Annotated in this window: 30 protein-coding genes and 3 pseudogenes; 15 read left to right on the top strand and 18 right to left on the bottom strand. The window is 59.0% G+C overall.

Annotation, left to right across the window (positions count from 1 at the left end; genetic code table 11):
- Nucleotides 1-205: 205 nt before the first annotated feature.
- From DOCECA_RS03720 to DOCECA_RS03710, 3 genes are read right to left on the bottom strand one after another with little or no spacing between them, the layout of a single operon-like run.
- Nucleotides 206-748, bottom strand: coding sequence for a DUF2937 family protein (locus DOCECA_RS03720; protein ID WP_003184238.1), 543 nt, complete (start codon nt 746-748; stop codon nt 206-208).
- A gap of 12 nt (nt 749-760) precedes the next feature.
- Nucleotides 761-1,537, bottom strand: coding sequence for a class II glutamine amidotransferase (locus DOCECA_RS03715; protein ID WP_445571459.1), 777 nt, complete (start codon nt 1,535-1,537; stop codon nt 761-763).
- 31 nt (nt 1,538-1,568) lie between these two features.
- The gene (locus tag DOCECA_RS03710) at nt 1,569-2,063 is read right to left on the bottom strand and encodes an MFS transporter (RefSeq protein WP_445571458.1); all 495 of its coding nucleotides are present in this window, start codon (nt 2,061-2,063) and stop codon (nt 1,569-1,571) included.
- Between the two features lie 159 nt (nt 2,064-2,222).
- On the opposite strand from DOCECA_RS03710, the gene DOCECA_RS03705 reads away from it, so the two are divergent.
- Both DOCECA_RS03705 and DOCECA_RS03700 read left to right on the top strand, forming a co-directional pair.
- On the top strand, nt 2,223-4,277 hold the full coding sequence (locus DOCECA_RS03705) for a S9 family peptidase (protein ID WP_434701067.1): 2,055 nt from the start codon (nt 2,223-2,225) through the stop codon (nt 4,275-4,277).
- 130 nt (nt 4,278-4,407) lie between these two features.
- Complete coding sequence (locus DOCECA_RS03700) at nt 4,408-4,881, top strand: cyclic nucleotide-binding domain-containing protein (protein ID WP_420766683.1); 474 nt, start codon at nt 4,408-4,410, stop codon at nt 4,879-4,881.
- Between the two features lie 72 nt (nt 4,882-4,953).
- Here the strand turns inward: DOCECA_RS03700 and DOCECA_RS03695 are convergent, their stop codons facing one another.
- On the bottom strand, nt 4,954-5,238 hold the full coding sequence (locus tag DOCECA_RS03695) for a hypothetical protein (RefSeq protein ID WP_445571457.1): 285 nt from the start codon (nt 5,236-5,238) through the stop codon (nt 4,954-4,956).
- Nucleotides 5,239-5,314: 76 nt separating this feature from the next.
- Between DOCECA_RS03695 and DOCECA_RS03690 the strand changes: the two genes are divergently transcribed.
- From DOCECA_RS03690 to DOCECA_RS03675, 4 genes are all read left to right on the top strand, one after another.
- Nucleotides 5,315-6,001, top strand: a complete 687-nt coding sequence (locus DOCECA_RS03690; RefSeq protein WP_039593339.1) for a spermidine synthase — start codon at nt 5,315-5,317, stop codon at nt 5,999-6,001.
- Nucleotides 6,002-6,049: 48 nt separating this feature from the next.
- A complete protein-coding gene (locus DOCECA_RS03685; protein WP_054596159.1) occupies nt 6,050-6,424 on the top strand; it encodes a YajD family HNH nuclease in 375 nt (124 codons plus the stop codon).
- A gap of 201 nt (nt 6,425-6,625) precedes the next feature.
- Nucleotides 6,626-7,096: an RNA methyltransferase gene (locus DOCECA_RS03680; RefSeq protein WP_420766685.1), complete on the top strand. Its 471-nt coding sequence runs from the start codon at nt 6,626-6,628 to the stop codon at nt 7,094-7,096.
- Nucleotides 7,097-7,173: 77 nt separating this feature from the next.
- The gene (locus DOCECA_RS03675) at nt 7,174-7,551 is read left to right on the top strand and encodes a YgaP family membrane protein (RefSeq protein WP_420766686.1); all 378 of its coding nucleotides are present in this window, start codon (nt 7,174-7,176) and stop codon (nt 7,549-7,551) included.
- 121 nt (nt 7,552-7,672) lie between these two features.
- On the opposite strand, the gene DOCECA_RS03670 is transcribed toward DOCECA_RS03675, so the two are convergent.
- Together DOCECA_RS03670 and DOCECA_RS03665 are read right to left on the bottom strand one after the other, a co-directional pair.
- Nucleotides 7,673-8,902: a hypothetical protein gene (locus tag DOCECA_RS03670; RefSeq protein WP_434701069.1), complete on the bottom strand. Its 1,230-nt coding sequence runs from the start codon at nt 8,900-8,902 to the stop codon at nt 7,673-7,675.
- A gap of 35 nt (nt 8,903-8,937) precedes the next feature.
- Complete coding sequence (locus DOCECA_RS03665) at nt 8,938-9,387, bottom strand: YcgN family cysteine cluster protein (protein WP_420766688.1); 450 nt, start codon at nt 9,385-9,387, stop codon at nt 8,938-8,940.
- Nucleotides 9,388-9,546: 159 nt separating this feature from the next.
- Between DOCECA_RS03665 and DOCECA_RS03660 the strand changes: the two genes are divergently transcribed.
- Complete coding sequence (locus tag DOCECA_RS03660) at nt 9,547-10,140, top strand: nitroreductase family protein (RefSeq protein WP_434610131.1); 594 nt, start codon at nt 9,547-9,549, stop codon at nt 10,138-10,140.
- A gap of 121 nt (nt 10,141-10,261) precedes the next feature.
- Here DOCECA_RS03660 and DOCECA_RS03655 read toward each other — a convergent pair whose 3' ends face one another.
- The 8 genes and pseudogenes from DOCECA_RS03655 to DOCECA_RS03620 all read right to left on the bottom strand — a co-directional run.
- Nucleotides 10,262-11,194 carry a D-2-hydroxyacid dehydrogenase gene (locus tag DOCECA_RS03655; RefSeq protein ID WP_445571456.1) on the bottom strand — a complete coding sequence of 311 codons (933 nt, stop codon included), beginning with the start codon at nt 11,192-11,194 and terminating at the stop codon, nt 10,262-10,264.
- Nucleotides 11,195-11,316: 122 nt separating this feature from the next.
- Complete coding sequence (locus DOCECA_RS03650; RefSeq protein ID WP_445571455.1) at nt 11,317-11,610, bottom strand: YcgL domain-containing protein; 294 nt, start codon at nt 11,608-11,610, stop codon at nt 11,317-11,319.
- Nucleotides 11,607-12,740, bottom strand: coding sequence for a ribonuclease D (gene rnd / locus DOCECA_RS03645; RefSeq protein WP_420766692.1), 1,134 nt, complete (start codon nt 12,738-12,740; stop codon nt 11,607-11,609). The genes DOCECA_RS03650 and rnd overlap by 4 nt, the downstream gene beginning before the upstream one ends.
- 121 nt (nt 12,741-12,861) lie before the next feature.
- On the bottom strand, nt 12,862-13,503 hold the full coding sequence (locus DOCECA_RS03640) for a class I SAM-dependent methyltransferase (protein ID WP_434610123.1): 642 nt from the start codon (nt 13,501-13,503) through the stop codon (nt 12,862-12,864).
- 64 nt (nt 13,504-13,567) lie between these two features.
- Nucleotides 13,568-15,217, bottom strand: a complete 1,650-nt coding sequence (locus DOCECA_RS03635; RefSeq protein WP_445571454.1) for a phosphoethanolamine transferase — start codon at nt 15,215-15,217, stop codon at nt 13,568-13,570.
- Between the two features lie 162 nt (nt 15,218-15,379).
- Nucleotides 15,380-16,753, bottom strand: coding sequence for a glutamine synthetase family protein (locus tag DOCECA_RS03630; RefSeq protein WP_445571453.1), 1,374 nt, complete (start codon nt 16,751-16,753; stop codon nt 15,380-15,382).
- Between the two features lie 372 nt (nt 16,754-17,125).
- The gene (locus DOCECA_RS03625; protein ID WP_420766696.1) at nt 17,126-17,491 is read right to left on the bottom strand and encodes a 5-carboxymethyl-2-hydroxymuconate Delta-isomerase; all 366 of its coding nucleotides are present in this window, start codon (nt 17,489-17,491) and stop codon (nt 17,126-17,128) included.
- 71 nt (nt 17,492-17,562) lie between these two features.
- Nucleotides 17,563-17,772, bottom strand: a pseudogene (locus DOCECA_RS03620) (hypothetical protein); the annotation flags it as partial.
- Between the two features lie 238 nt (nt 17,773-18,010).
- Between DOCECA_RS03620 and DOCECA_RS03615 the strand changes: the two are divergent.
- The 3 genes from DOCECA_RS03615 to DOCECA_RS03605 all read left to right on the top strand — a co-directional run bounded on the left by DOCECA_RS03615 (nt 18,011) and on the right by DOCECA_RS03605 (nt 19,613).
- Nucleotides 18,011-18,202 carry a YegP family protein gene (locus tag DOCECA_RS03615; RefSeq protein ID WP_249873713.1) on the top strand — a complete coding sequence of 64 codons (192 nt, stop codon included), beginning with the start codon at nt 18,011-18,013 and terminating at the stop codon, nt 18,200-18,202.
- Nucleotides 18,203-18,337: 135 nt separating this feature from the next.
- Nucleotides 18,338-19,144: an AraC family transcriptional regulator gene (locus tag DOCECA_RS03610; RefSeq protein ID WP_420766698.1), complete on the top strand. Its 807-nt coding sequence runs from the start codon at nt 18,338-18,340 to the stop codon at nt 19,142-19,144.
- 100 nt (nt 19,145-19,244) lie between these two features.
- Entirely contained in the window at nt 19,245-19,613 is a 369-nt protein-coding gene (locus DOCECA_RS03605; RefSeq protein WP_445571452.1) for a cupin domain-containing protein, read from the top strand.
- A 9-nt stretch (nt 19,614-19,622) separates the two neighbouring features.
- On the opposite strand, the gene DOCECA_RS03600 is transcribed toward DOCECA_RS03605, so the two are convergent.
- From DOCECA_RS03600 to DOCECA_RS03590, 3 genes and pseudogenes are all read right to left on the bottom strand, one after another.
- Nucleotides 19,623-20,369 carry a phytanoyl-CoA dioxygenase family protein gene (locus DOCECA_RS03600; protein ID WP_445571451.1) on the bottom strand — a complete coding sequence of 249 codons (747 nt, stop codon included), beginning with the start codon at nt 20,367-20,369 and terminating at the stop codon, nt 19,623-19,625.
- A gap of 12 nt (nt 20,370-20,381) precedes the next feature.
- Nucleotides 20,382-20,981 (bottom strand): annotated as a pseudogene (locus DOCECA_RS03595) (methyl-accepting chemotaxis protein); the annotation flags it as partial.
- Nucleotides 20,982-21,287: 306 nt separating this feature from the next.
- Nucleotides 21,288-21,935: pseudogene (locus tag DOCECA_RS03590) on the bottom strand (MCP four helix bundle domain-containing protein); the annotation flags it as partial.
- Nucleotides 21,936-22,349: 414 nt separating this feature from the next.
- Between DOCECA_RS03590 and DOCECA_RS03585 the strand changes: the two are divergent.
- The 4 genes from DOCECA_RS03585 (at nt 22,350) to DOCECA_RS03570 (ending at nt 24,527) form a co-directional block, all read left to right on the top strand.
- Nucleotides 22,350-22,505, top strand: coding sequence for a hypothetical protein (locus tag DOCECA_RS03585; RefSeq protein WP_434650218.1), 156 nt, complete (start codon nt 22,350-22,352; stop codon nt 22,503-22,505).
- Entirely contained in the window at nt 22,502-22,768 is a 267-nt protein-coding gene (locus tag DOCECA_RS03580) for a short-chain dehydrogenase (protein WP_249873708.1), read from the top strand. Before DOCECA_RS03585 ends, DOCECA_RS03580 begins: the two co-directional genes overlap by 4 nt.
- 286 nt (nt 22,769-23,054) lie before the next feature.
- Nucleotides 23,055-23,471, top strand: a complete 417-nt coding sequence (locus DOCECA_RS03575; RefSeq protein WP_445571450.1) for a type II toxin-antitoxin system YafO family toxin — start codon at nt 23,055-23,057, stop codon at nt 23,469-23,471.
- Nucleotides 23,472-24,038: 567 nt separating this feature from the next.
- Nucleotides 24,039-24,527 carry a hypothetical protein gene (locus DOCECA_RS03570; RefSeq protein ID WP_445571449.1) on the top strand — a complete coding sequence of 163 codons (489 nt, stop codon included), beginning with the start codon at nt 24,039-24,041 and terminating at the stop codon, nt 24,525-24,527.
- A gap of 201 nt (nt 24,528-24,728) precedes the next feature.
- Here DOCECA_RS03570 and DOCECA_RS03565 read toward each other — a convergent pair whose 3' ends face one another.
- A complete protein-coding gene (locus tag DOCECA_RS03565) occupies nt 24,729-25,382 on the bottom strand; it encodes a hypothetical protein (protein WP_445571448.1) in 654 nt (217 codons plus the stop codon).
- Nucleotides 25,383-25,629: 247 nt separating this feature from the next.
- Here DOCECA_RS03565 and DOCECA_RS03560 point away from each other — a divergent pair, with 247 nt between their 5' ends.
- A complete protein-coding gene (locus DOCECA_RS03560) occupies nt 25,630-26,340 on the top strand; it encodes a hypothetical protein (protein WP_445571447.1) in 711 nt (236 codons plus the stop codon).
- Nucleotides 26,341-26,361 lie beyond the last annotated feature (21 nt).

The raw sequence follows: 26,361 nt of genomic DNA, 5'->3' as shown, positions 1-26,361 counted from the left end.
GTCCAACGAATAAAACCTTGGCCGGGTCATAAGAAAAATTTGATTGGGTGGGCAAGATTGCCGGAAAACTTGGAGGACACCGTTGTGGCGAGGGGATTTATCCCCGCTGGGTCGCGAAGCGGCCCCCAACAAGGCCAAACAGGATTATCTAATTGACTGCAATGGGGGCTGCTTTGCAGCCCAGCGGGGATAAATCCCCTCGCCACTAGAGCCCGCGCAGGTCACGCTCTTCGATCGGCCGGCTCTGGCGCAAGCGCTTGCCACCCAGCACCACCCAGTCGATCAGGCGGAACAGGCATTCCAGGCCGAACGACAGCAACATCGCGCCGCTGATGCCCCAGATCATCGCCTCGGGGGTCAGCAGGATCTGGTAGCTGTAGCCGTTCCATGTTTCCTTGCGGATGTCCGGATCGGCGGCCAGCGCCACTTGCAGCAGGCGGATGTACCACGGGCCTTGCATCGCCTGGAATTGCTTGTCCAGGGCCTGCTGGCGCACGAGCAAGGTGTTCAGGCTGTCGGCATCGCTGCGAAAGATCGGGTCTTCGCTGGCGCGGTAATGGGCCACGAGGGCCTGCATGTCGCCTTTGAAGAATTGATTGGCGGTGCCCTGGAAACCTTGCAGGCCAGTCTGCGCCTCGATCAGGTGAGCCTCGACCCGCTTGGCGTAGTCATTGATGAACCCCGGAACCTGGACCCCCACCAACAGGCCCACCGCGAACAACACCAGCCGTAGATAACTGAGCAACATAACGTGACGTCCTTATTCGGTCCGGCCGTGGCTGACGCATTCGCCGCGCCGCCACAGGCTCCATTGGCCCGGCTCGTAGCGGGTCCAGGTTTCGTTTTCGGTCAAGGGTTCGGTAGCGATCACCGTGACCACGTCGTTGGGGGTGGTTTCCGCCTGGAAATCGACAATCACGTCCACGTCCTTGAGCCGCGCCGGGCCGAACGGCGCGCGACGGGTTATCTGCGCCAGTTTGGTCGAGCAATAGCAGAACAGCCAGTCGCCATCGCTGAGCAAGCAGTTGAACACGCCTTTGCTGCGGTATTCGGTGCAGGCCTCGATCAACGACGGCAGCAACTGTTCCACGTCCGCTGGCTCGGGAAACGCCTGGCGCACGCGGTTAAGCAGGTCGCAGAACGCCGCTTCGCTGTCGGTATCACCCACCGGACGGTAGAAGCTTGCGCCCGGCTGGAAATCAGCGAGCTGGCCGTTGTGGGCGAAACACCAGTTGCGTCCCCATAACTCCCGCACGAACGGGTGCGTATTGGACAGGCAGACCTTGCCGACGTTGGCCTGGCGGATATGCCCGATCACCACTTCGCTCTTGATCGGATAACGCTGCACCAGGTTCGCCACTTCAGACTCGCTGCTCGCGGCCGGGTCCTGGAACAGGCGCAGGCCACGGCCCTCGTAAAAGGCGATGCCCCAGCCGTCGCGGTGCGGCCCGGTCTTGCCGCCGCGCTGCATCAGCCCAGTGAAGCTGAACACGATGTCGGTCGGCACATTCGCGCTCATGCCCAATAACTCACACATGCTCGAACCCTCGTTTGATTGGGCGGCCCGATTACAGGCGCGGTTCGATACGCGAACGCTGGGGGTTGCTCGGCACGGGTGGGCGACCGTAACGGTCGTCACCGGCCACGCCGAACGGCGGCTCGTCGTCAGGCTCGGCAGCGGCGGCGGCTTTATCGGCGGCGGCCCGTTCCCTGCGAGCGTTGGCAGCGCGTTCGATGGGGAAGCGGATCAGCACGAAAATCAGATAAAGGCCGAACGCGATCATGCCGTACATAAGCAGGTCGGACGCTGCGCGCCATACGTTGTTGCCGACCTTGAACAACACGTCCAGGGCGACGATGGCCAAGGCCGGCGCGACCTTTTCCTTCACCGGGTCGACGATGGTGGGGCTGAACAGCAACACCGCCATCAGCAGCCGCAGCGGCTCGCGCAACCAGCGCCACATGAAGCGGGTCATGCGCATCCAAACCAGGAGGCAGCCCACGGCGGCAAAGGCGTACAGGCCCCAGGCAATCAGATAGTCGTTCTCGGTCATGGTGTCCATGGCAAGGCAGGCAAAGAGGCGCTTATAGTAACGGCTTTTCGCTCGTCAGGCTGCCCCGGCATCCAGCGGATGCCCGGCATGGAGAGTTTTTCGGTCCGGCGGCAGAACTGACCCCGCCAGGCACTTGTCCCTTTTCGTATCACGCTCGAGAGTTTTTCCATGCCCCGATCTGCCCACGTTACCGATGCCCCGATTGCCCGCAAGGCCCCTGGTATCGACCCGTATGCCTGGCTGCAAGACCGCGACACCGACGCCGTGCTCGATTACCTAAAGGCTGAAAACAGCTACCAGGAGGCCCTGCTTGCCGACCAGGCCGAACTGCGCGAGACGCTGTTCCAGGAAATCAAGGGACGGATCCTCGAAACCGACCTGTCCCTGCCCTCGCCCTGGGGTCCCTACCTGTATTACACCCGAACCACGGCGGGCGACGAATACCCGCGCCACTACCGCTGCCCGCGTCCGGCCGACGACAGCCTGACCGTGGATGAAAGCCATGAACAGCTGTTGCTGGACCCGAACGCCCTGGCCGGCGGCGGATTCTTTGCCCTGGGCGCGTTCAGCATCAGCCCCGATCACCAACGCTTGGCCTACAGCCTGGATACCACGGGTGATGAGATCTACACGCTGTTCGTGAAGGAATTGTCCAACGACAGGGTCAGCGAACTGTCCTTCGAAAACTGTGATGGCAGCATGACCTGGGCGAACGACAGCCTGACGCTGTTCTTTGGCGAACTGGACGACACCCATCGCCCGCATAAGCTGTTTCGTTATCGTTTGGACGGTACCGCCGCCGAAGAGGTCTTCCATGAGCCGGACGGGCGGTTTTTCCTGCATTGCTACCGCTCCAGCTCGGAAAAACAGTTAATCCTGTCCCTGAGCAGCAAGACCACGAGTGAAGTCTGGGTGCTCGACGCGGCGCAGCCGCAACAGCCGTTTACCTGCGTGGCGCCACGGGTGGAAAACCATGAGTACGACGTCGACCACGGCTTGCTCGATGATCGTTGGACCTGGTTTATCCGCAGCAACCGTGACGGCATCAACTTCGCGCTGTACGAGGCCGTCGACACGGGCGAGGCGCCGACCGAGGCCGACTGGCAGAACCTGATCCCCCACAGCGACACGGTGATGATCGACGGCCTGAGCCTAAACGCCATGGCCATGACCTTGAGCTTGCGCGAAGGCGGCCTGCCGATCATCGAAGTTCACCCACAGGGATCGCCGACATATCGGGTGCAACTTCCAGACGCGGCCTACAGCCTGCACGTACAGAACAGCCTGGAATTCGTCAGTGAGCGCATCCGCCTGCGCTACGAGGCACTGAATCGCCCGGCCCAGATCCGCCAGTTGGACCTGGCCAGCGGCAACCAGGTCGTGCTCAAGCAAACCCCGGTACTGGGTCCGTTCGATGCCGACGCCTATGTCAGCCAACGGCTTTGGGCCACGGCACCGGACGGCACGCAAGTGCCCATCAGCCTGGTGGTCAAGCGCGAGGCCCTGGGTCGGCCAGTGCCGCTGTATCTGTATGGCTACGGCGCCTATGGCGAAAGCCTCGACCCGTGGTTTTCCCATTCACGGTTGAGCCTGCTGGACCGCGGCGTGGCGTTTGCCATCGCCCATGTGCGCGGTGGCGGTGAACTGGGCGAAGCCTGGTATCGCGCCGGCAAGCAAGAGCACAAGCACAACACCTTCAGCGACTTCATCGCCTGCGCCGAACACCTGATCGCCAATGGCTTCACCACCGCCGGCCAGTTGGCGATCAGCGGCGGCAGCGCCGGTGGGCTATTGATCGGCGCGGTGCTCAACCAGCGCCCGGAGCTGTTCAAGGTCGCGATCGCCGAAGTGCCGTTTGTCGATGTTCTAAACACCATGCTTGATCCCGAGTTGCCATTGACGGTGACCGAATACGACGAATGGGGCAATCCCGAGGAGCCGCAGGTCTATGATCGGATCAGGGCCTACGCCCCGTACGAAAACGTCCGCGCCCAGGAATATCCGGCGATGCTGGTGATCGCTGGCTACAACGACAGCCGCGTGCAGTACTGGGAAGCGGCCAAGTGGGTCGCGAAGCTGCGGGCCACCAAGACCGACGACAACCTGCTGCTGCTCAAGACCGAACTGGGCGCCGGCCATGGCGGCATGAGCGGTCGCTACCAGGGATTGCGCGACGTAGCGCTCGAATATGCGTTTGTGTTGAAGGTTTTGGGAGTGGCCTGAGGAACTCTGTGTGAAGGCCGGGTCTTAGCTCCATGCGCTGGGCCCGGATTTGACTCAATCCTCTGTGGGAATTGGCTGATACCCAAGCACTCCAAAACCGCAACGAGCACAAGAAAAAGACCGTGACGACATGTCAGAACCGACCTTACTGAACAACCAAATCCGCGATTGGCTGATGGACTGCGGTCTGTTCGACCAACTGCTGCCCGTCGACTTCGCCGCCGCATCGGGTTACTTCAGCATCAGCACCGTCGCCGAGGGCGAGGCGATTTTTCGCGAGGGCGATGCCGGCAGTTTCATGTGCATCCTTCATACAGGGCAGGTGGCCGTGCAGAAAACCGGCCCCGACGGCCAACCCGTGACCATTGCCACACTGCGCAGCGGCAGGGCGTTCGGCGAAATGGCCGTGCTCGACGGCGAACGGCGCTCGGCCAGCTGCATCGCGGCCACTCACTGCCAATTGCTGAACCTGGGGAAGGACTCATTGGAAAAAATGCTCAACGACGCACCGAAGGTCGCCGCCAAGATCATCCGCGCCCTCGCCGTCTCCCTCTCCAAGCGTCTGCGCATGGCGGATGGACAGCTGCTGTCGCAGCAGGTCTAGCCCCTAGCTGAAACACAGACCTGTGGGAGCGAGCAAGCTCGCTCCCACAGGGGATGGCGTCGTATTCGCAATCTACCCCCCCGGCGACTTGGCCTTCTCCAGCTTCGGCTCCATACCCGGTATCGGCTGGTCCTTGGGCGGCCTGGGCATTTCGATGGGCGGCAACAGGGGCGGGCCGTTTCCTGGCGCCACCTTTGGGACGCCGCTGGGCGTAACCGGTGGATACGGCATGGGCGTGGCGGTGCCGGGAGAGCCGGGAATGCTCGGCGGCGCGACCGGAATCGTCGGTTGCTGGGCCTGGGCGCAAGTTATCGAGAGCGTCACCAGCGCAATGGCCGTTAGAATGATGCACTTCATCAATGGCTCCGTGGCTATTGTCTGCTTTCAGGCTAGCCCCTGCCGGGCCGGTCTGCTTCTTCTCCATGAGATTTCCATGAAACGTTTTGTTCTGCTCGACACCACGCCTATCCCCGACAACGGCGGCGCCTTGTGCCTGTTCGAGTATGGCGAGGACTTCGTCATCAAGATCCAGGGCGGCGACGGCGGGCAACTGATGAACACCCGCATGCACGGTTCCGAAGACGCCTTGGCCGAGATCCCCTGCCGCAAGGTCGCCGGTCGCCCCGGCTCGCGCGTGCTGATCGGCGGGCTTGGCATGGGCTTTACCCTCGCCTCGGCCCTCAAGCATTTGGGCAAGAGCGCTGAAGTGGTGGTGGCTGAACTGGTGCCAGGCGTGGTGGAGTGGAATCGTGGCCCCTTGGGCGAAAAAGCCGGGCGACCGCTGTCGGACCCACGCACGGTGATCCGCCTGGAGGACGTTGCCAAGGTGTTGCAAGCCGAACCTCAGGGGTTCGACGCGATCATGCTGGATGTCGACAACGGCCCCGAAGGCCTGACCCAGAAAGCCAACAGCTGGTTGTATTCGGCCGGGGGCCTGGCCGCCTGCGCCAAGGCCCTGCGGCCCAAGGGCGTACTGGCCGTATGGTCGGCCAGCGCCGACCGGCAGTTTTCCGACAAGCTGAAGAAGGCCGGTTTCAAGGCTGAAGAGGTGCAGGTGTTCGCCCATGGCAACAAAGGCACCCGCCACACCATCTGGATTGCCGAGAAGCTCAAGGGCTGAGCTAAACTCTGTCCAACCGTCATCAGTCTTTTCTACAAAGGTGAACCTATGAGTTCGTCCACCCCGCCGTCCAACACTGCCAAGCTGGACCGTATCCTCGCCGACGCCCAGCGCGACCGGGAGATGGGCTACCGCGACAAAGCCCTGAAAATGTACCCCCACGTCTGCGGCCGCTGCGCCCGTGAATTTTCCGGCAAGCGCCTGAGCGAACTGACCGTTCACCACCGCGACCACAACCACGACAACAACCCGCAGGACGGTTCCAACTGGGAACTGCTGTGCTTGTATTGCCACGACAACGAGCACTCGCGCTACACCGACCAGCAGTATTTCGGCGACGGCTCCCTGAGTACGCCGAAGATCGCCAAGGCGACCCACAACCCCTTCGCCGCGTTGGCGGGGTTGATGAAAAAAGACGACTGATTGGCATCACCGAAGAATCTTTACAGGCTGCAAGGCCGCCATCGCGAGCAGGCTCGCTCCCACAATTTTTGATCGCCAAAAAATCCAATGTGGGAGCGAGCCTGCTCGCGATGACGATCGAACGAACACCACACATCTCGAACCTGACCACCCTCCCCCATTCCCCGTATAATCGCGCCTTTTCCCAAAGGCACCCCGTCCGTGGCCAACAAACGCTACAGCTGCATCGGTCTGTTCAACCCCAAGTCACCGGAAAACGTCGGTTCGGTCATGCGCGCCGCCGGCTGCTACGGCGTGGCGTCGGTGTTCTACACCGGCAAACGCTATGAACGCGCGGCCGACTTTGTCACCGACACCAAGAAAGTCCACTACGACATCCCGCTGATCGGCATCGACGACTTGAAAAAGATCCTGCCCCTGGGCTGCGTGCCGGTGGCCGTCGAACTGGTGGAAGGCGCCCGTCCGTTGCCCGAATACACCCATCCGGACCGCGCCTTGTATATCTTCGGCCCGGAAGACGGCTCGCTGGACAAAGACATCCGCGACTGGTGCGAAGACGTGATCTACATCCCCACTCATGGCTGCATGAACCTGGCGGCCACGGTCAACGTCGTGCTGTACGACCGGATGGCCAAAGGCAACAACACGCGCTCGGGACCGCAATTCCGCTGACCGGCGGGAAATTCCATGGAACGACGGATTCGCTCTGGCAGTCAGCTTTATACAAATTCCCACACTGGAGACAGATCATGAGCGATAACAATCCGTTCGGGCCGGTTGAAACCACCCCCTTCCAATCCCACAGCCCACAGAACGTTCACGGCTGGGAGCGCATTGGTTCATTGGCCGGCGGGGTGCTGATGATGGGCAAGGGTCTGCGTCGCGGCGGGGTGATCGGCCTGGCGCAACTGGCAATCGGTGGCATGGCCTTGGCGCGCGGCATCACCGGGCATTGTTCGGCCAAGAGCATGCTGGAAAGAAATCGTCAGCATCTGCATGACGCCCGCGCCCGCATCGAACAGGCCGGCGACGAACTGAGCCGCATGAAGGCCAATGCCGAGGCGGCGACAGGTACGGCCACGGTGACGGGGAATGATTCGTTGAGTTCGCCTAAAGCTGGACTCTGATTTTTGCAGTGCCGCTGATGCCCTCATCGCGAGCAAGCTTGCTCCCACATTGGATTTGTGGTGTTCACAAGAACCCTGTGGGAGCGAGCTTGCTCCGGGCGGCGTTCCGACGATAGCGGTATTACTGAAGTAACCGGGTATCCAGAACAGTCGAACCACCACCCAGAATGCTCTCGCTGAGCTGCACAAATTCCTCGGTGTCGACCGTTTCCAGGCGCATCGCCGCCTGCAGCACATCATCGAGCGAGCGCTTGTTGCGCGTCTTCAGGCGAATCTCCCGGTCCAGCTCCTGTAACAACAGCACCGCCCTGGACACCATCGCGGGGCTCATCTGCTCGCCGCGCAGCGTGGTGACGCCCTTGCTGTCCCGGGCGAGCCGATCGTTCAGGGCCTGATAACGCTCATCGCTCATGCCTCCGGCTCGGCGCAGCAATTCGATGGCGTAGTATTCATTGAACCCTTCGCTGATCCAGTCGCTGCGATCATGATCGTTGATACGCGCCAGCACCTGCATCAACTCGCGCAGCAAAGGGCTGCTGCCTCGCTCGCTGACCAACGGTGGGCGGCTATGCAGATAAATCGATTCGCGGCCGGCCTGGGCGCCACGCCACAACGGATCGCCAGCGCCGACAATCAGCAACTTGCCGGGATGACGCGGCACCACCGCCTGGACCTGCGGCCAGACAAACGTCAGCAGTGTCAGTACGTCCATCCTGCGCATGCCCTGGCCCTTGGGCGAAGTCACCGTCACGTCGGTCTCGCCCAGGCGCGTGCGGCGACTGCCGAGCTTGCCGGCAAGCATCCAACCGGTGGGACGATCGAAGAGGCGAGATGGATTATCGATACGAAAGCGTTGCTTGCCGATACGCGGCCAGGCCGTCTCGATGCTTTGCCAGCCGCCCGGCAACTCGAACGCCAGGCGCGACACCAGCTCAACGCCGTCCTGCTGGTCCAGCTTCGCCGGCGGCACCAGGGCGTCGCCGCGCAGCAGCGCCCAGCCAGGGGTCATGCGGGTTTCGAAAGAGCCGTTCTTGCGCGACTCGCTGATGCGTACGCGGTAAGTCAGGCTCGCCTTGTCAGCAGCGGGACGCCAGACGCCTCGCGACGCCTTGCCGGATGTGAGCTGCCATTGGCCGTCCGCCTTGAAATCGCTGTAGCGGCCATCATCGCCGAGGTCAAAATCCAGGCTGCGCACCGCCGAGCCCCGCGCGAGGGTCAGGCGCACTTCAGCCTGGTCGCTCTGCGGCAACAAATGCACCTGATAATCCAGATCGACTTTCTGCGCCGCCCACAGCGGCCCGCACACCGCCAGCAGCCCCGCCGCCAGTGTCTGTCTCAATCCTGAAGCCATGGGCGCTCCCGTGATGCGATGCGATGTCTTTTGATTCAACCAGCGCGGAAAATCAGATGATCTTCCCAATCTTCTTCAGCCACGCTGCCTTCGGCCAGCATGCGCCCCGACTGGGAAATGCGCTCGTGATGCACGGCATCCCGGTCGCCACAGACCAAGTGGTGCCACAGCGGCAAATCCTTGCCCTCGCTGACCAGGCGATAACCGCAGGTCGGCGGCAGCCATTTGAACTCGTCGGCCTTGCCCGGCGTAAGCTGGATGCAATCGGGAACGAAGTCGCGGCGGTTGGGGTAGTCGGTGCACTGGCAGGTCTTCAGGTCCAGCAGTTTGCAGGCAATGCGCGTGTAATAGACGGCGTTGTCGTCTTCGTCCTCGAGCTTTTGCAGGCAGCACAGGCCACAGCCGTCGCACAACGATTCCCACTCCTGCGGATCGAGCTGATCGAGGGTTTTGCGTATCCAGAACGGTTCGACTTTGGCGGCCATGGCTCGAGCATCAACATCACGTGGTGAAAAGGCCGACAGTCTAGTGCCGAGGCTTCGTGAGGCCAAGCATTGGCGACTGTCGGTAGAAGGGACTTGTCAGGCCACACACCGGGACGTAGGTTGCGTCATCAGATTCCCTGACCTAGCCAAGGTGAACCCATGAGCGCCAACTCCCGCATTGCCGACTACGCGATCCATCCCCAATTCATCGAACGCTGGTCCCCCCGCGCTTTCACTGGCGAACATATTGCGGAAGAAACCTTGCTGAGTTTCTTCGAAGCCGCGCGCTGGGCGCCTTCGGCGTACAACTCACAGCCGTGGCGCTTCCTTTATGCCCGTCGTGACACGCCGAACTGGGAGCGTTACCTGGGCCTGCTCAACGAGTTCAACCGTGGCTGGGCCCAGCACGCCTCGGCGCTGGTGATCATTGCCTCGAAAACCACGTTCGCGGTGCCCGGCGCCACCGAAGAAACCCCGGCGCAATGCCACACCTTCGACACCGGCGCGGCGTGGGGCCATCTGGCGCTGCAAGCGAGCCTAAGCGGCTGGCATACCCATGGCATGGCCGGCTTCGACCAGGAGCTGACCCGCAAGGAATTGAAAATCCCGGACGGCTACGCCCTGCATGCCGCCGTGGCGATCGGCAAGCTGGGGGATAAATCCACCTTGGCCGACTACCTCCAGGCCCGCGAAGTCCCAAGCCCGCGCCGGCCGTTGAGCGAACTGGTGGCCGAGGGGGATTTCACTCTCTGAGCGTCACAAGCAACAGTGGGAGCGAGCTTGCTCGCGATGGCGTCAGGCCAGTCACTTTTGATGGCAACTGACACACCGCTATCGCGAGCAAGCTCGCTCCCACAGTTTGATCGGGGCTTGCTCAATAGCCCCGATTGAAATCCACTTCCCCACGCAGCGCTTCGCCAGCCTGGTAAGCGCGCAGGTTCTCCAGGAACAGCTGCACCATCATGGACGGCGAGGTCGGTGCCGAGCTGTGTCCCGTCAACAGCAAGCCCCAAGCCGTCCAGAACGGATGGCGCTGCGGCAACGGCTCCTGGCGACACACATCGATCACCGCCCCGGCCAGGTGCCCGTCCTTCAAGGCTTGCACCAGGTCGGCATCAACCACGGCCACGCCACGGCCGACATTGATAAACAAACCGGTGGGCTTGAATTGCTTGAACAGCGCGGCGTCGTAGATGTCATGGGTATCCGGCGTGTTCGGCAGCAGGTTGATCACGTAATCCATCTCGCCCACCAACCGCGGCAAATCCGCCAGCGCACCGACTTCGATAAACGGCGCCAACTCACGGGCTTCACTGGCGATGCCGTACAACTGCACGCCAAACGGCACCAGGAACTGCGCCACGCGCTGGCCGATATCGCCGGTTCCGACGATCAGCACCTTGCGCCCCGCCAGGCTTTGCCCCTGGCGGTTGTCCCACTTGCGCTCCACCTGGCTGACCAGCCGAGCCAGCACCTCGCGCTCATGCCCCAGCATGTAGGTCAATACATATTCAGCCATCACTTGGCCAAAGATGCCCACTGCGCGGGTCAGGCGGTACTCGCGGGTCAGGCCCTCGGCCAGCAGCGGCGTGATGCCCGCCCACGTCGATTGCAACCAACGGGGTCGATGGCCCTGACGCAACAGCGTCGCCAATAGATCAGGCTGGCCGAGCCAGACCGGGCAGTCGGTGGCAAGCCGCGACAGCTCGGCGGAATCGCCGCTGGTCAGCACTTCGATATCGGGTGCAGCCTGACGCAGGAGCTGGGCATAGACCGCGTGGTCGTGTTCGGCAATCAGAACGCGCATGAATCAAACCTTTCAAAAACAGTGCAGACGACCGCTGACAGAGTATCGCTCCATCCTTGCGGCCAATCGCCAATAATCATTTTTCGTTTTCAACAGGCGCCTGGACAGGCGCCCGGGCATCGTCAGACCGGATCGTTGCGTCGCAGCAACTCTTCAGGCAGATGCTCGATGTACTCATCTTCGGCCGGTGGCATTTGCAGGTGATAACCCTGGGTGTCGAGGTTCTCCAGCACCTTGCCGATGTCCTCCCGGGACAACTGGCGCTCCGGGCTCAATACCAGGTCGAATGCGTGGATGGCCTTGCCGAATGCCGCCATCAACGGTTCCGGCACACGGGCCAACGCTTCGCTCTTGAGCACGTACAGGTACATCTCGTTTTTCTTCGAGCTTCGGTAGATGGAGCAGATTCGTTTCAAGGTTGTTCTCCGGCGGTGGCCAGGCTGTCGAGCAATGCCTGGCCCATCAACTCGCGGCGCCAGCCACGCAGCGAATCGGGCAGTTGGTAAGGGCCCTCGGGAAAGCCACTCTTGATCAGGGCTTCGAGGGTTTTCTTGCGCAGCATCAATTCCGGGGCGATGCCCAGGCGCTCGGCTTCGGCCTGTCCCAGTGCCTTGAGACGCTTGAGCAGCGCCGAGGCCTCGATGGGCAAGGGTTCAGCCACGGCGGGCGGCCACTGTTCGGGCGGCACGCTGCCCGCGCGCTTGATCAGGTCCAGCAGGAACTCACCGTCCTGACGCACGGTACGCGGATGCATGTCTTCGATTTTTGCCAGCGCAGCGAGGTTATCCGGCTGCGTGCGGGCCAGGGGCCACAACGAGTGCTCGCGAATGATCCGGTTGCGCGGCAAATCACGAGCCCTCGCCTCGCGCTCGCGCCAGGCACACAGTTCGCGCAGCACGGCCAACTGCGCGCGGGACAGTTTCCAGGCCAGCTTAGCCTCGCGGTAAACCTCGTAGGGGTCCACTTCGCGACGCAGGTTGGCGACCAGTTCGGCGCCGTCTTCCAGCACCCAGGCGTATTTGTCGTCGCAAAGCTTGGGACGCAGCTCTACAAAGACTTCCGCCAGATGCACCGCGTCCTCCGCGGCGTAGCTGATCTGCGTCTCGGACAAGGGTCGCTGCAGCCAGTCGGAGCGCGTCTCGCCCTTGGGCAACTCGATGCCCAGCACCTCCTGCACCAACCGCGAGTAACCCATGGAAAAACCCAGGTTCAGGTAGGCGGCGGCCAGTTGGGTGTCGAACAGCGGCGCGGGCAGGCTGCCCGTCAGGCGTAGCAGGACTTCCAGGTCTTCGCTGCAGGCATGAAGCACCTTGAGCACAGCCGGATTTTCCAGCAGCGCGGCCAAGGGCTGCCAATTGTCGATGCTCAAGGGGTCGATCAGGTACGCACTTTTACCATCGCCAATCTGCAGCAAGCCGGCGATGGGATAGAAGGTGTCGACCCGCATGAATTCGGTGTCGAGGGCGACGAACGGCAACTGTTGCCATTCGGCGCAAAACCGACCGAGGCTATCGTTGTCGCGAATCCAGTGAATATCGATGGCCACACGGCTCTCCCTTGAAGAATGGCGCGCAGTATATATCGCCGTCGGCGATTGCGAGCATCTACGGAGCAAGAGCTTGAGAGAAATCGCCTACGCAATCGCAAGAATAGTCCTACATCAGAACTTAACTGGCCTTGCGTAATACATAAACCCGTCTCAAGGCGAAACCCGGAAGGAAATCCTGATACCACAGCACACTGAAACCGGCTTCGACAAACTCCCCTTCGACGTCGTTCTTGCCAGCCAGGATTCGCCGCCCAGGCTGGCCGAGCTTGAGACGCCCTTCGATCCGGACCGACACGACCACCGTATCGCGGCTGACCCGATGAAACTCGCGCAACAAGGCCTGGCGATGTTCGCTGGCCTTGATGTGCTGAAACAGTTGCAGGCAGAAAATGCAGTCCACGGCGTTGGCTGACAGCCCAAGGGTAAACGCCGAACTGGGGAAGGTCTTGACCCGCTTGAGCAACGCACCACCGTGGTGGCTGCGTGCGTGATCGAGGGTGTCCGGCGAAGGGTCCGCCGCCAGGATGACCCGGTTGGCATGTTCGGCCAACACCGGCCAGAACCGCCCGGCTCCACACGCGACATCCAACACCAGCCCAGGCTCACCGGCCACTTTCATGGCGTTGCGCACCAATTGCTCGTCACGCCAGAAGGTCAGGCGTAAACGGCGGGGCACCGGCTGGCGACAGATTTGTGCATGCTCTTGGTCATGCTGCCTGGCGAATTCAAGCTCGACGGTGGATGGGGGTTGCCCGGACATACTTACGCTCATGGAAGATTCGACAACAGCTTAAACAACGCCAGGTGAAAAAAAGGTGTAGGAATCATTCCCGGGCAAGCACGCCATCGATCACCGCTCCCCGGCAATTGGCAAACAGATCGAGGTCCGGGTTGTAGACCTTGCTGTTGACTTCCAACAGCCCAATCATCGAATGAAACAAGTTGTCCTGGCTCAGGGGCTTGTCCCGACTCAGTTGCAAGCAATGGGTGTCGACAGCAAAGGACTTCTGATAGCTATCGGAGAACCATGCCAGCATTGCCACATGTTTCTGTTGTTCCGGCGCTAGCATGTAGGGCGTGCCATGGAGGAACAGGTTGTACTCGCCCAAGGATTCGCCATGGTCCGACAGGTACAGCATGGCCGTGTCGACTTTGTCCTGGTTGGCCCGCAACAGATCGATCAGCGTCGACAACACGTGGTCGGTGTACACCAGCGTGTTGTCGTAGCCGTTGACGATGCTTTCGCGGCTGCAGTTGTTCAACGCGTTGCTTTCACACACCGGGGTGAAATGCTCGTATTCCTTGGGGTAGCGCTTGAAGTATTCCGGCCCATGGCTGCCCATCTGATGCAGTACCAGCACGGTGTCCTTGTCGAGGCTGTCGATGAAGTGCTGCAAGCCCTGAAGCAGGATTTCATCACGGCATTCACTGTTGGCGCACAGGGCCGGGACCTTGAGATTACTCACGTCCTGCACCGTGACCCGATCACAGGTGCCTTTGCAGCCGGACTGATTGTCGCGCCAGATCACGTCCAGCCCGGCGTGCTTGAGCACGTCGAGCAACCCCTCTTCGTTCTTGGCCTTGCTCGCGTCGTAGTTCTTGCGCCCCATGTTGGAAAACATGCAAGGCACTGACACGGCGGTTTCGGTGCCACAGGAATGCACGTCGGTGAAGGCGATCAGGCCGGCCTCTTTGTCCAGTTGCGGCGTGGTATCACGGTTATACCCAAGAATGCCGAAGTTCTCGGCACGGGCGCTCTCGCCCACGACCAGCACAGTGAGGGATTTTCGTGGATGGGTTTGCCAGGCCGGGTTGCGACTCGCATCCTCGCCCAACGTGATGAACGGTTGTTTGGCCGATGCGACCTGCTCGCGCAAATAGCCGATCGACGCACCGATGTAGTTGCTCGGCACGACCATCAAGTGCAACTCGTGATGATTGCGAAACAACGACGCCAAGCCCTGGTAGTTGACCAACGCCACCCCGCCGAGCACGGCAATCGTGACCACGGAGACCACAAACTTACTTAACAACTCCTTGGGCCAGCGACGATATTTTATCGGTGTCTTGAATAACAACCAGGCTGGCAGGACTCCCAACGAGAATAAATAGGCAAACAACTTGAACGACAACAGGTCGCGAACTTCCGTGGCATTGGTTTCGGCGAAGTTGCGCAACATCCCGGCATCGATCAACACGCCGTACTCGGCCATGAAATATGCCACGCCAGCGCTGATCATAAACAGGGTCATCAACAACGGCTTTAGCAGCGGCCGGAACGCCAGCAGCGTGAGCACCAGGTTGAACGCGCAAAACACCATCACGCCAAACGCCAGGCACAGCAGCGCACCGTGCCCATCGGATGCGGTTATGGTGAGCAGATGCTGCCAGAGGATCAGATTGAAACCCACTAACAAAAAGGCACTGGCGGCCAGCGTCGCCCACTCGGGGCGCACGGCTTTGATAGTCAGCATGATGGGTGGAAACTTCCTGAAAAGTTGCTTTAAGAAAGAAAAGCGCCGCAAGGAAAATGTGAAAATTCATTCCCTACGGCAGCACAAACTTTAGGTAGCCCACCATCAATTTTTCGTGAAAAAGTTGCCGTTAAATAATTATTTAAATCCTTCTGAACGCCCTCAGGCCTGGTTCAGGTACCAACGCCAATCCTGCTCGCCGACCTCACCCATGAACTGGCGATACTCCGCACGTTTGACCGCCAGGTAGACACCGAGGAACGCCTCCCCAAAAGCGTCCCGCGCCCAAGTGGACGCCTCCAGGGCGCGTAAAGTCGTGAGCCAGTCGGTGGGCAATAATTGGTTGGCCTGGGCATAGCCGTTGCCTTCGACAGGCGCACCAGGATCAGACTGTCCACGGATGCCCCGATGGATGCCAGCCAATATTGCCGCCGCAGCCAGGTAGGGGTTGGCATCGGCGCCACAGATACGATGCTCGATGTGCCGCGAGGACGCCGGGCCGCCGGGCACCCTCAAGCTGACGGTGCGATTGTCCACGCCCCACGTCGCCCCCAGCGGCGCGTAGCTGTTGCTTTGAAACCGACGGTAGGAATTGGCGTTCGGACAGAACATCAACAGCGAGTCGAGCAACGTTTCGAGCATACCGCCCACCGCTTGACGCAGTAACGGCGTGCCATCGGCGGCTTCGCTGGCAAACAGATTGTGGCCATCCCGGTCCGCGAGGCTGACGTGCATGTGCAGGCCAGATCCCGCCAGATGCTCGAATGGCTTGGCCATGAAACACGCCGCCATCCCATGTTTATGGGCCACGCCCTTGACCAGTCGTTTGTAGCGCACCGCTTCATCCATGGCTTGCAAGGCATCGGCACGGTGTTCGAGGGTGATTTCCACCTGCCCCGGAGCGTATTCGGAAATGGCTGTCCGGGCCGCAATGCCCTGCAGTTTGCAGGCCGCATAGAGATCGGCGAGAAAGGGCTCGATCTGCTCCAGTTCACGCAAGCCATAGACCTGGGTATGGCGCGGCCTGCTGCCGTCGGCGTCCCGCGCCGGTTGGGGCCGGCCCTCGCTGTCACGCTGCCCATCCAACAGGTAGAACTCCAGCTCCGCCGCCATCACCGAGAAATAGCCGTCCGCCTGCAATTCGTCGATGACCCGGCCGAGCAGATGGCGGGGATCGGCGATGGCCGCCGGCATGCCCTCCTGGGGATGCATGGCCACTTGCACCGCGGCGGTGGGAATCTGCCGCCAGGGCATGCGTTGCAAGCTGCCGCTGATGGGATAGGCCCGGCAATCAATGTCACCCACGTCCCAGACCAGGCCGGAATTCTCCACGTCGTCGCCATTGACGGTCAGCCCCAGAATCGTGCTGGGCAGTGGCCGGCCACTTTGATAGACCGCGAGCAATTCGTCCCGATGCAGCCACTTGCCCCGGGGCACGCCGTTGTTGTCGACGATAAACAATTCGAACAGCTCGATATCCGGGTTTTGTGCCAGGAACGCCTGGGCCTGTTGCTCGGATGCAAAAGAAAGATTCATGGACACACTCGTATATTCATGTCGGACGGGCGACCAGGCGCCGTCAGGCTGTACTCGCCAGCGACGAGCACAGTTCAAGGATCAACAGGAAATACGAAGGTCTGGAGGACGCGCATGGCGGCAATGCCAGAGCGCCCAGAACGCCAGTTCACAGGGCAGCGCGCAGGATGAAGGTGCGATGGCAGGTATGCGACCGCCAGCCGCCCCCTCGGCGGTGAGTGGTGGGTATGCAGGGCCTGCGGGCCAACCGTCCATAGAGATATCACAGGAAATGTTCGGTTCAAGCGTCACACGACGCCATTGACCGTTAAACCATCATTTAGCGGAGTCTGGATCGACTCGCGCTAAACAATCGCACCGCTCGAACAGACATTAAAAACCGATGGCAGCCTTGGCGTACGGGCCACGGTCGATATCCAGCAGTTCCACGCACAACTGCACGCTAACGCCGGCGGGCCAAGGGCCCAGGTCCTGAATTACCACCAGCAGGCTGTCCGCCAGCTGTTTTTTGATTTCCGGTGAACGGCCGCTCAGCAAGGCCAGTTTCACATGCACGAAAGCCCGCTCCCCCATGCCGGTTCCTACGCGGAACGTCTCGAGCTTCACGGCCCGGCTCTTGATGTCGAACTCGGCAGCGAACTGCCCCGAGGCTACCAGCGCATTGTTCAAGCGCAACAGCGCGACATCAGCGTTCAGCTCGGTCAGGTTGGCGGTGTACTCCATGTGCAAGTGAGGCATGCGTTCGACTCCGATTCGAAAAAAGTGATTGCTGGAATGGGTTGGCGCAACCATACCTCGACTTTGTGCTTTCAGGCAGGTTTTGTTTCGCCCATCGCTCCCATGCGCTCGCTCATGAAGGCCTCCAGCCGGGACCTCAACCAGCGCTCCGCCGGATCGTTGTCGACATGGCTCAGCCAGACCATGGACAGGTCCAGCGTCGGCGTCTTGAAGGGAAATGGCTCGCTGAACAAGTGACCGGAAGCGGCCATGGCCGTGGCGGTGTAGTCCGGCAGGCTGGCGGTTACGCTCCAGCATCAACGTTTCAAAGACGACCATGAGGTTGATGTCGGCCTTGCGCAATTCGTTGCGGTTCATCCTTTCGCTCCTGGTTATCAGTTTGAGCAGCGCTGAAATTCGCTGAAATATCCCATCATCATTGGAAACGTTTTCCCCATAGCGAAAACGTGCAGCTTGGCTAGGCTTGCGACGACATGTCCAGAACATGTCTTGAATGAATAAATCGCAGGGAGCGAACCGATGTATTTTGAAATCTACCGACAGACCCGAGGAACCCCAAGCACCGGACGAGGCCAGTGGCGCTGGCGCCTGAGGGCCGGCAATCACGAAACCATCGCCAGCGGCGAGTCCTATGTGAACAAGGCCGACTGCCTGCACGTTATCGGATTGATCAAAAGTGCCCACGGCGAGACGCCCGTAAAGGAAATCTGAAGCCGTCCATGGGCGGCGGATGCGCAAGCTGCTCTGCACCAGAGCAGCTTTACCCGAACTTGAATTGAGTTTTTTGCTGCGACGCGAGCTGGCAGGCGGGTATCGTGTGCAGACAACAGCGAGAGGTCGGAGCTCATGAGTCAATTCAGTCACCGTCGCGACTGGCTGATGCGTGCGCCTGAATCGAGGAAACTGGAACGCATCGAGGCCTATTTCAGCGGTCATGGGTATAACACCCATCGGCATGACACCTATGCCATCGGCTTCACGCTTTCCGGCGTCCAGAGCTTCAATTACCGGCACAGCAAGCGCCATAGCCAGCCCGGCGGAACCATCGTCCTGCACCCGGACGAGGTGCATGATGGGGAGGCCGGAACGATCGATGGCTTTCGTTACCGGATGTCCTACATTGAGCCCGCGTTGATCCAACAAGTGTTGGGCGGCAGGTCACTGCCCTTCATCGAAGGCGGACTTTCGAACGATCCACGACTCAACATAGCGACCCGCCGGTTATTGGCCAGCCTCGAGCATCGTCTCGATCCACTGGAGGAAGAGGATGCCATCTACGACCTGGCCCAGGCGCTCGCCGTCGCGTCAGGGAGCCGACGAGGCCGCAGGCTGCTTGACTACCCTGCTGCGGAACGCGCGCGGCTGTTCATTCATGATGCCCTTGACCAACCCATTACCCTCGATGACCTCGTGCAGGCCAGTGGCCGGGACCGATGGAGCCTGTCGCGGGACTTTCGCGCCTTGTACGGCACCAGCCCCTATCGCTACATCACCCAACGTCGATTGAGCGAAGCTCGTCGCCTGGTATTGCACGGCATGCCCTTGAGTGAAGCGGCGCTGGCCTGTGGCTTTTTCGACCAGAGCCACATGACGCGGCTCCATACCCAGGCCTTTGGTCTTTCACCGGCACGCTGGCTGAAAATGCTGCGCTGAAGCCCTGCGCCCCTCCAGCGGAAAGCTGCACGATCATCCAATACCCGCGACGATCCAGCCCCTAACGTAGCACTCACTTTCAATTGAGGAGCGTACCGCGATGAATCATTACTCCCCCATTAACTTCGCCCAGAAATACGCGCTGTTCCATGAGCAATGGGCACCCAAGGTTGTCGCCGAGATGAACGACTACCAGTTCAAGATTGCTCGTCTCGAAGGCGATTTTAACTGGCACACCCATGCCGATACCGACGAAACCTTTATCGTGCTGGAAGGTGAACTGCGCATCGACTTTCGCGACGGCGCCGTCATGATTGGCCCGGGCGAGATGTATGTGGTCAAGAAAGGCGTCGAACACAAACCCAGTGCCGAGCGGGAAGTGAAGTTGTTGTTGATCGAACCGCGGGGCGTCATCAACACGGGGGAGCAAATCAATACGCGAACCGCAGTCAATGACGTCTGGATCTGACCGGGCAGCTCAGTCGTATTCCGCTTCCTGGTGATCGCCTAGCAGCCGTCGCTGGCGAGGCGTCGCGGCGGCCAGTACTGCGGGGTTGAACTGCCAATGAAGATAAGGCGAGAACTTCTGCGCAACCATCCGCCGACCGTAATGCACTTGGAGCATGTACCGCGTGCGGTCGGCCGTCCGGTTGTCGCTGCCGGCGTGCCACAACTCACTGCGCAGTACCAGAACATCGCCCGCCCGGCACAACACTGGCTGCGCCGAACGTCCCTGCCACTGCGTTTCGTCCGCCGCAGGCGCCCGGCCCGCCTTGTGGCTGCCGGGTATTACCCGTGTCGGGCTCAGGTCAGCATCGATGTCATCAAGGTAAAACTGTGCGGTGAACACCTGCATCGGCAGTTCGAAACCGGGGTCGGCCAACAGGGCGGGCGGCAGCTCCATGGGCAGGTAATCCAGATGCAGAGGCGCGCCGATAAAACCGGGATGGCAGCGCCAGGCTGTCTGCCCGATGATATGGCAATCATCTCCCAAGGCGGCCTCGGCAAGCTCGATAACTGCGCTCACGTCCAGGTACGGCAACCAGAACGGATCCCTGTTGAAAACGCATTTGTAATGATCGATGACGCCGCTGTAATCCCAGTGCTGAGGCTTCAGCAAGTCGATAGCGCGACGCAGGTCGGCGACCTGCCCGGCGTCCAACACACCGGGCATCAGGACGAAGCCGTCCTGATGCAAGGCACGTAGAAGGTCGTCAGTCGCCACGACACCACCTCCTCAGGTGCGGAAGCGGCCGGTCAGCTCTGCGAGATTCCTCGACAGATTCGACAACTGCTGGCTGGCATGCATGCTTTGGGCAGAATTGGCGGCCGCTTCGTTGGAAAGATCGCGGATATCGGAAATATTGCGGGCTATTTCCTCGGTGACGCTGCTTTGTTCCTCACAGGCATTGGCGATCTGCGCGGCCATGTCGTTGATCCGCTGGATCGAACCGCCGGTACCGCTGAGCACCTGATCGACACCTGCCGCACGCTCCACGCTGTCCCGGGCCTTGCTACTGCCCACATGCATGGCTTGTACCGCCTTGGCGACGCCGCTCTGCAAGCGCTCGATGCGAACCTGGATGTCCTTGGTGGAGTCCTGGGTGCGGGCCGCGAGCGCCCTCACCTCGTCGGCCACCACAGCAAAACCACGGCCCTGCTCACCGGCCCGAGCGGCTTCGATGGCAGCATTCAGCGCCAACAGGTTGGTCTGCTCAGCGATGCCACGGATCACCTCGAGCACGGCACCGATACTGGAGGTCTCCTGGGCCAGTGCCTCGATCGTACCCGAGGCGCTCTCCACTTCCTGGGCCAACTGGCGGATCGACTCGATGGTGCTGCTGACCACCTCGGCACCATCGCGAGATTGACTGCTCGCCTGTTGCGCTGCATCCGAAGCACTTACCGCGTTGTGCGCCACTTCATGCACCGCCGCGCTCATTTGAGTGGCGGCGGTACTGACCTGATCGAGCGCGGCATGCTCGCTGCTGATCAACCGATCGTTCGTCGCGGCCATATCGGCCATGGCCCGCGCGGCGGAATCGACCTCGCCGGTCACCCGCCCTACTTCGGCAATCAGCGGTTGCAGCTTGTCGAGGAAACGGTTGAAGGCGCTGCCGAGTTGTCCCAGCTCATCGGACGAACGCACCTCCAGGCGTCCCTTGAGATCGCCGCCGCCCTCGGCAATTTGCTCGACACGATGCAGCAGCCGGCGCATCGGGCTCAACACCACCAGCGGCAGGGCAACCAGCACCAAGATGCAACCGAGCAAACCGACCAACAGAATCACACCCTGTTGCACCCCGACTGTCTCGCCGTTTTCAATCGCTGCGTCCCCTTCACGATGCGACGCAGCATCTTCCAGCTCACCCAGCTTGTCGATGGAATCGCGCATGGTTTCGAACAAGCGCTCACTGTCACCAAAGCTCAGCGCGCTAGCGCCCTGCGGATCGCCTACCGACAGCTCGAGGACCCGTCGCGAAACCTGCATCCATTTGCCGAAACTGTCATTGAACTGACTGACCAACGCCTGCGACTCGGCACCGGGCTGCATCGCGGCATATTGCTGCACACGGTCATAAGCCTGCTTCGCATTTTCGCTGTGACTGGCACCCAGCGTTTGCAGGTGCTCGCTTGCATGACCGTCCAGCAAACTGCGCTCGGCCACGAACGCCTGATAAAGATCACGATCGGCATTGAGCAACAGGCTGATGGCCGGCAGATATCGCTTGGTCAATTGCGTACTGGATTCGGTCACCTGGCCGATGCCGCGCATCCCCGTCCACCCCATCAGCACCAGCAACACAGCCAGGAACGCAATCGGCAGAGTGATTTTCCAACGAAAGCCCAAGTCGGCGAAAAACCGCAGCATGGTGTCACTCCTTACACGGGGGGAATACCTGCCTATCGGCAGCCTTGTCTTGAGCTATAGCCCATTAGTCTGATTGTCACAAAGGTTTGGGTGTGAAGGGTTGTGGTTATGCGGGATGCGGAGGGGGTAAAAAAAAGCGGGGAGGCAATTGCAGCGGGGAATATTTCCTACATTTCCCACCCACATAATTTAGAGAAGTTTCTGACTCATCATCTGATTGAGGATTTCTACGGAAGGGATCTATAGTTCAAGCGCGTCGTTCATCAGAGCGGCTTGGGTTTGGCGACCCATGACAAATATGCAGGAACCTCTCACGGATTGCGGAACGCTACCGTGCGCAATATGCTGCTTTCCGGTAGCTGTGCGTGGGAGATCTTCGGATCTGCCGGTTTTTCTATTTGTCCGGTTCGCCAACCCGCGCACAGCTACCACCTTATTCGTTTGGCGACGATTAAGAAGGTCTTCAATCAAATGGAATTTAAAAAATGAATAGATACATGGCTCTTACCAGCAATGCCGACGATCAGCCCCTATTCGTCGATACCACTGCGCCTTTGCACATCCTGCTTGACACGGCGGGCTATAGAATCCGCGCAGTCACCCAGCTTTTAGAGAACCTCGCCATGCGAGGGGATATTCCAAGTGACTCAGTGGTCCTCCAGGACTTTGCGCAGCTGTGCTGCATCTCCTTGAGAGATGGTTGTGACGTGCTTGATGTCATCGCCCGACGCTTGGACGCAGAGCCGGCCTAGCTCAAAGGGCCTCTCACGGGGCCCATTTCGTCGAAACAAGCATGGTTCGATGACACTGAACCCCTCCGGTTTGCCCGGACTCGATTAATCACATAAGCTGATCAGCATGAATACACACACCTCGGAGGCTCCGATGGCTACCACAAAAAAAGTCGAGAAAGCGCGTAGAAAAGTCACTCACGAAGAGCTGACATTTCTTGACGTTCGACAAGCTGCACGTGATGGTCAGAAAGTGTTCGATAAATTTGTAATCACTGGCAAGCTTCCTATTACAAAGTAGGCCTGGATGCCAGCCGTTAAAATTTCCGCACTTTTTGAAGAAACTCAGAACTGGAAAAATATTGCCGCACACTTTTACAATTACAAAGTGTGCGGCGAGCTTCCGGCTATCTTTGGCAGAGATGAACAGCTCGATCTGAGTGATATGTGTCACATCCATTTGGCGAGCACTGCAGAAACACAAGCTCGCTGGGCCCAAATCGACCGCCAGTACTATCGCACAGCCTTAACGGAAGACCCTGACAACGACTTCTGGCTTATTTATGCCTATGATGACTTCAAAGATACGTACCTACTGCTGACGATCATTGGACCAGACGCTCACAACCGTAAAGAGTGGGGATCGTTTTTACGTACGATTCATAGCGACATTGTGGAACCTTGGATTGTAGGAAAAATCACTTTTCCTGAGCTAGATGACTGACACTATCTAGCTCTAAGCAAACATTCGTGCTCGCCGCTTCGAAGACCTGTTTCGATATGATGGCGCTCGCGACGACGAGTGGCGTCTGCCTGATTGCGAATAGTTTGAATTCGCTGCAATAGGTTACGAGAGACAGGCTCTCCGCCAGGAAGAAGGCTCCCGGGATGTAAAAGTGAGCATTTGGGGTTGGGGTTACACCTGCACAGAAGTCATTGCCCCTAGTCGCATTGAGGCGCTGCGGTTGATTGCGGCTCTGGCCAACTGCTTAATCTTCCTGTCGGGCTACAGGCCCGTGAAAGCAAATTGGAACAGCGTTATCAAAGCAACAGCCTTAAAAATGGGCGAGTGCTTTCGTTGTGGTGCTTGGGGTTGGAGTCTTGGCGTTGCTGCATGGACTTTGGTGAACGAGAGCATTTAGGAAAACTCGAGCAGGCCCTGCGCGACGATGTGCATCATCAGGCACGGGTATTGGAGTAGATTTGTGGGAACCCTCAGGGTCTGTCCCGTCCCTCCTTACGGCTAGCCGCCATTCACAGCCACCAGCTTCCAGCACGAAGGAAAAATGCAATGCAGACCAGTGAAATCATCAGCACCGCCGGCTTACTTCTCACCGCATTAGTAGCTGCCGGTGGCTGGCTCTGGCAACGCTGGCAGGAACGTACAAGCGTGCGTGTGGCGATCGTTGCAGAGGTGCTGGCGTTGAGGAAGATCGCCGTCGAGCGAGATTACCTTTCCGGCCTAATCGAATTTGGGAACCAGTTAATTACAATACCAGAAGACCAGCGTCCAGAAGCGTCATTGCAGGTACGAATTCCTGAGCACTATTGCAGAGTTTATGTCGCGAGCCTCGGGAAGCTGGGATACCTCTCACCAGAGGATGCTCAGTTGGTTGTCAGCTTCTATCAATACGTCGATAGCGTTGTGCAGGACGTCACAAAGGGCGGAATCATCTACGAGGGGTCAAATGACCCAAAAGTTTTCACAGAGGCTGCAAACGTCCTGAAGTCTGCCTTAGACGTTGCCCAGCAACTGGCTGACAGACATGCGAAGAAATGAGCGTCGAGATACCGCGAGGAACGGGGGACAGACCACGATTTTGAGCTCACTTGTAATCGCCCTGCCGCATAATCGTGGTCTGTCCCCTTTTTCCCAATAATCGTGGTCTGCCCCCGTTTTACTTGAATAGCTGATTGTTGCGACAGACAGCTATATAAGTTAGCTCGACAGCCATATGCAACGCTCCGTAGCAATCACAATCTACTGCATATCCTCTAACAGCTTCTTTGTAATCACTTCCTGCTGAATCCAGTTAACAGTAATCTGTATCAACAACTTCAAATCCTTAACATCTTTACCTTCCCACTTTCGAACGTAATGAGTTTCATCATTGCCGAGCCAAATCGCCCGCTTAGCACACTGCTTAACATTCTCATTTGAAACGAACGCTTCAATCACCTGTGCAATCGGACGCTTTTTTATATCTTCTTCTTTGCCCGGATTCTGAGCAGTGCAGTAATCTTTGATCAGATACTCTAGAGACTTCCTAAATCCAACACCGGCTATTTCCCCTAAGCCATACGACTCCGCTTGAGATGCCTGCTTATAAATCTCCGAAAACTGCGGTGATATATCTGTAACTTCCTGTACAACGGCAACAGTTTTAGGCGTCCATGGCAGCAATGACCTCAAGGATAAAATACCCTTTAGGATATCCATTCGGTATGAAGCTATAAACATCCTCTTGCAATTAGTTTTTGGGCACACATACAAAACATCCACATTCTCACGAGCATCGCAACGCAGGCCCGTTATAAAGTTAGGAGTAACGCCAAAATGACATATCGGACAAAAATCCGGCAATACATCGACAGTTATATATTCCTTCCCACCGCTAATTAAAAGCTGTTCCATGCTCCCCCCAAAATCAATCAAGCTGGTTAGTATACAAGTCACGGCGCTATCAAGATTTATAACCAGATTCGCCTCGTAACACGCTCAGACTATCCGCAAACATTGCAAACCGCCATCAGTTGCCCCTCACCAGTCCTTGGACGGCGGCAGGGCCAAGATAGACAGGAACGTAGCGAGCGTATTACAGACACCTACCGGGCAGCGACTAAGGCTAAACTGGATCACTACCACGCAAAAGGAAGTGAACATGAATGACGCATGGAACCTGCAGGCATTGCGGGCACAGGTCAAGATTCGCCAGCCTGACACAAGCAAAAGGCTTGTTCAGATCATCAATTCGCTTGGTCGATCACGTGATATCTTCGAGTACCACAAGTGTCTCGCCCGCGATGCCTTCACCGCATTCAACGCCGAAAACGACCCCCATGGAATAAGTTTTGCCCATCGAATTCTTGGAGGTGGTGACGACAACGGCGTTGTTCATGAAGCTGGCTTAATCAGTGAAGCTAACTTGATCGCCTGCATTGCAATCACTCGCAATTCGTACGACAGTTTTGGGCAATTACTGAATGGCCTTGTGGTGCCCCTGCCCCTCACAGGCAATTTCTACATCCACAACGTCAAAGTCGCCCTTCCGGCTGGAGAGCTTAAAGATCGCCTGAATGACGCCCTCACGTCAGAATGGTTTGGGTACACACACGCCTTCATGAACATGGTCAAGCACCATCGATTGATCGTACACAATCCGTCAATTTCATTCATAGACGACAACAGGGGCGGCAAGGTTGAGGGCTTTAGACACAAGGAGAAAGATTATCTGGCGTGCTGGGTTCGGGAGGCGCTGGAAGGAACCGTGGGGCTCCAGAATTCGCTACGGGCATGCGGTGTACTACTCAATCGCATGTACCTTGGGAAAAATCCCACAAAACCTACCGGAATTAGTAGTACAAAGGAGTAGTACAGCTCAAAAAGAAAAACC

This window comes from Pseudomonas sp. E102 (assembly GCF_052660185.1).
The sequence above is the reverse complement of the archived record's forward strand: the minus strand, read 5'-3'. Positions and strand labels throughout refer to the sequence as shown.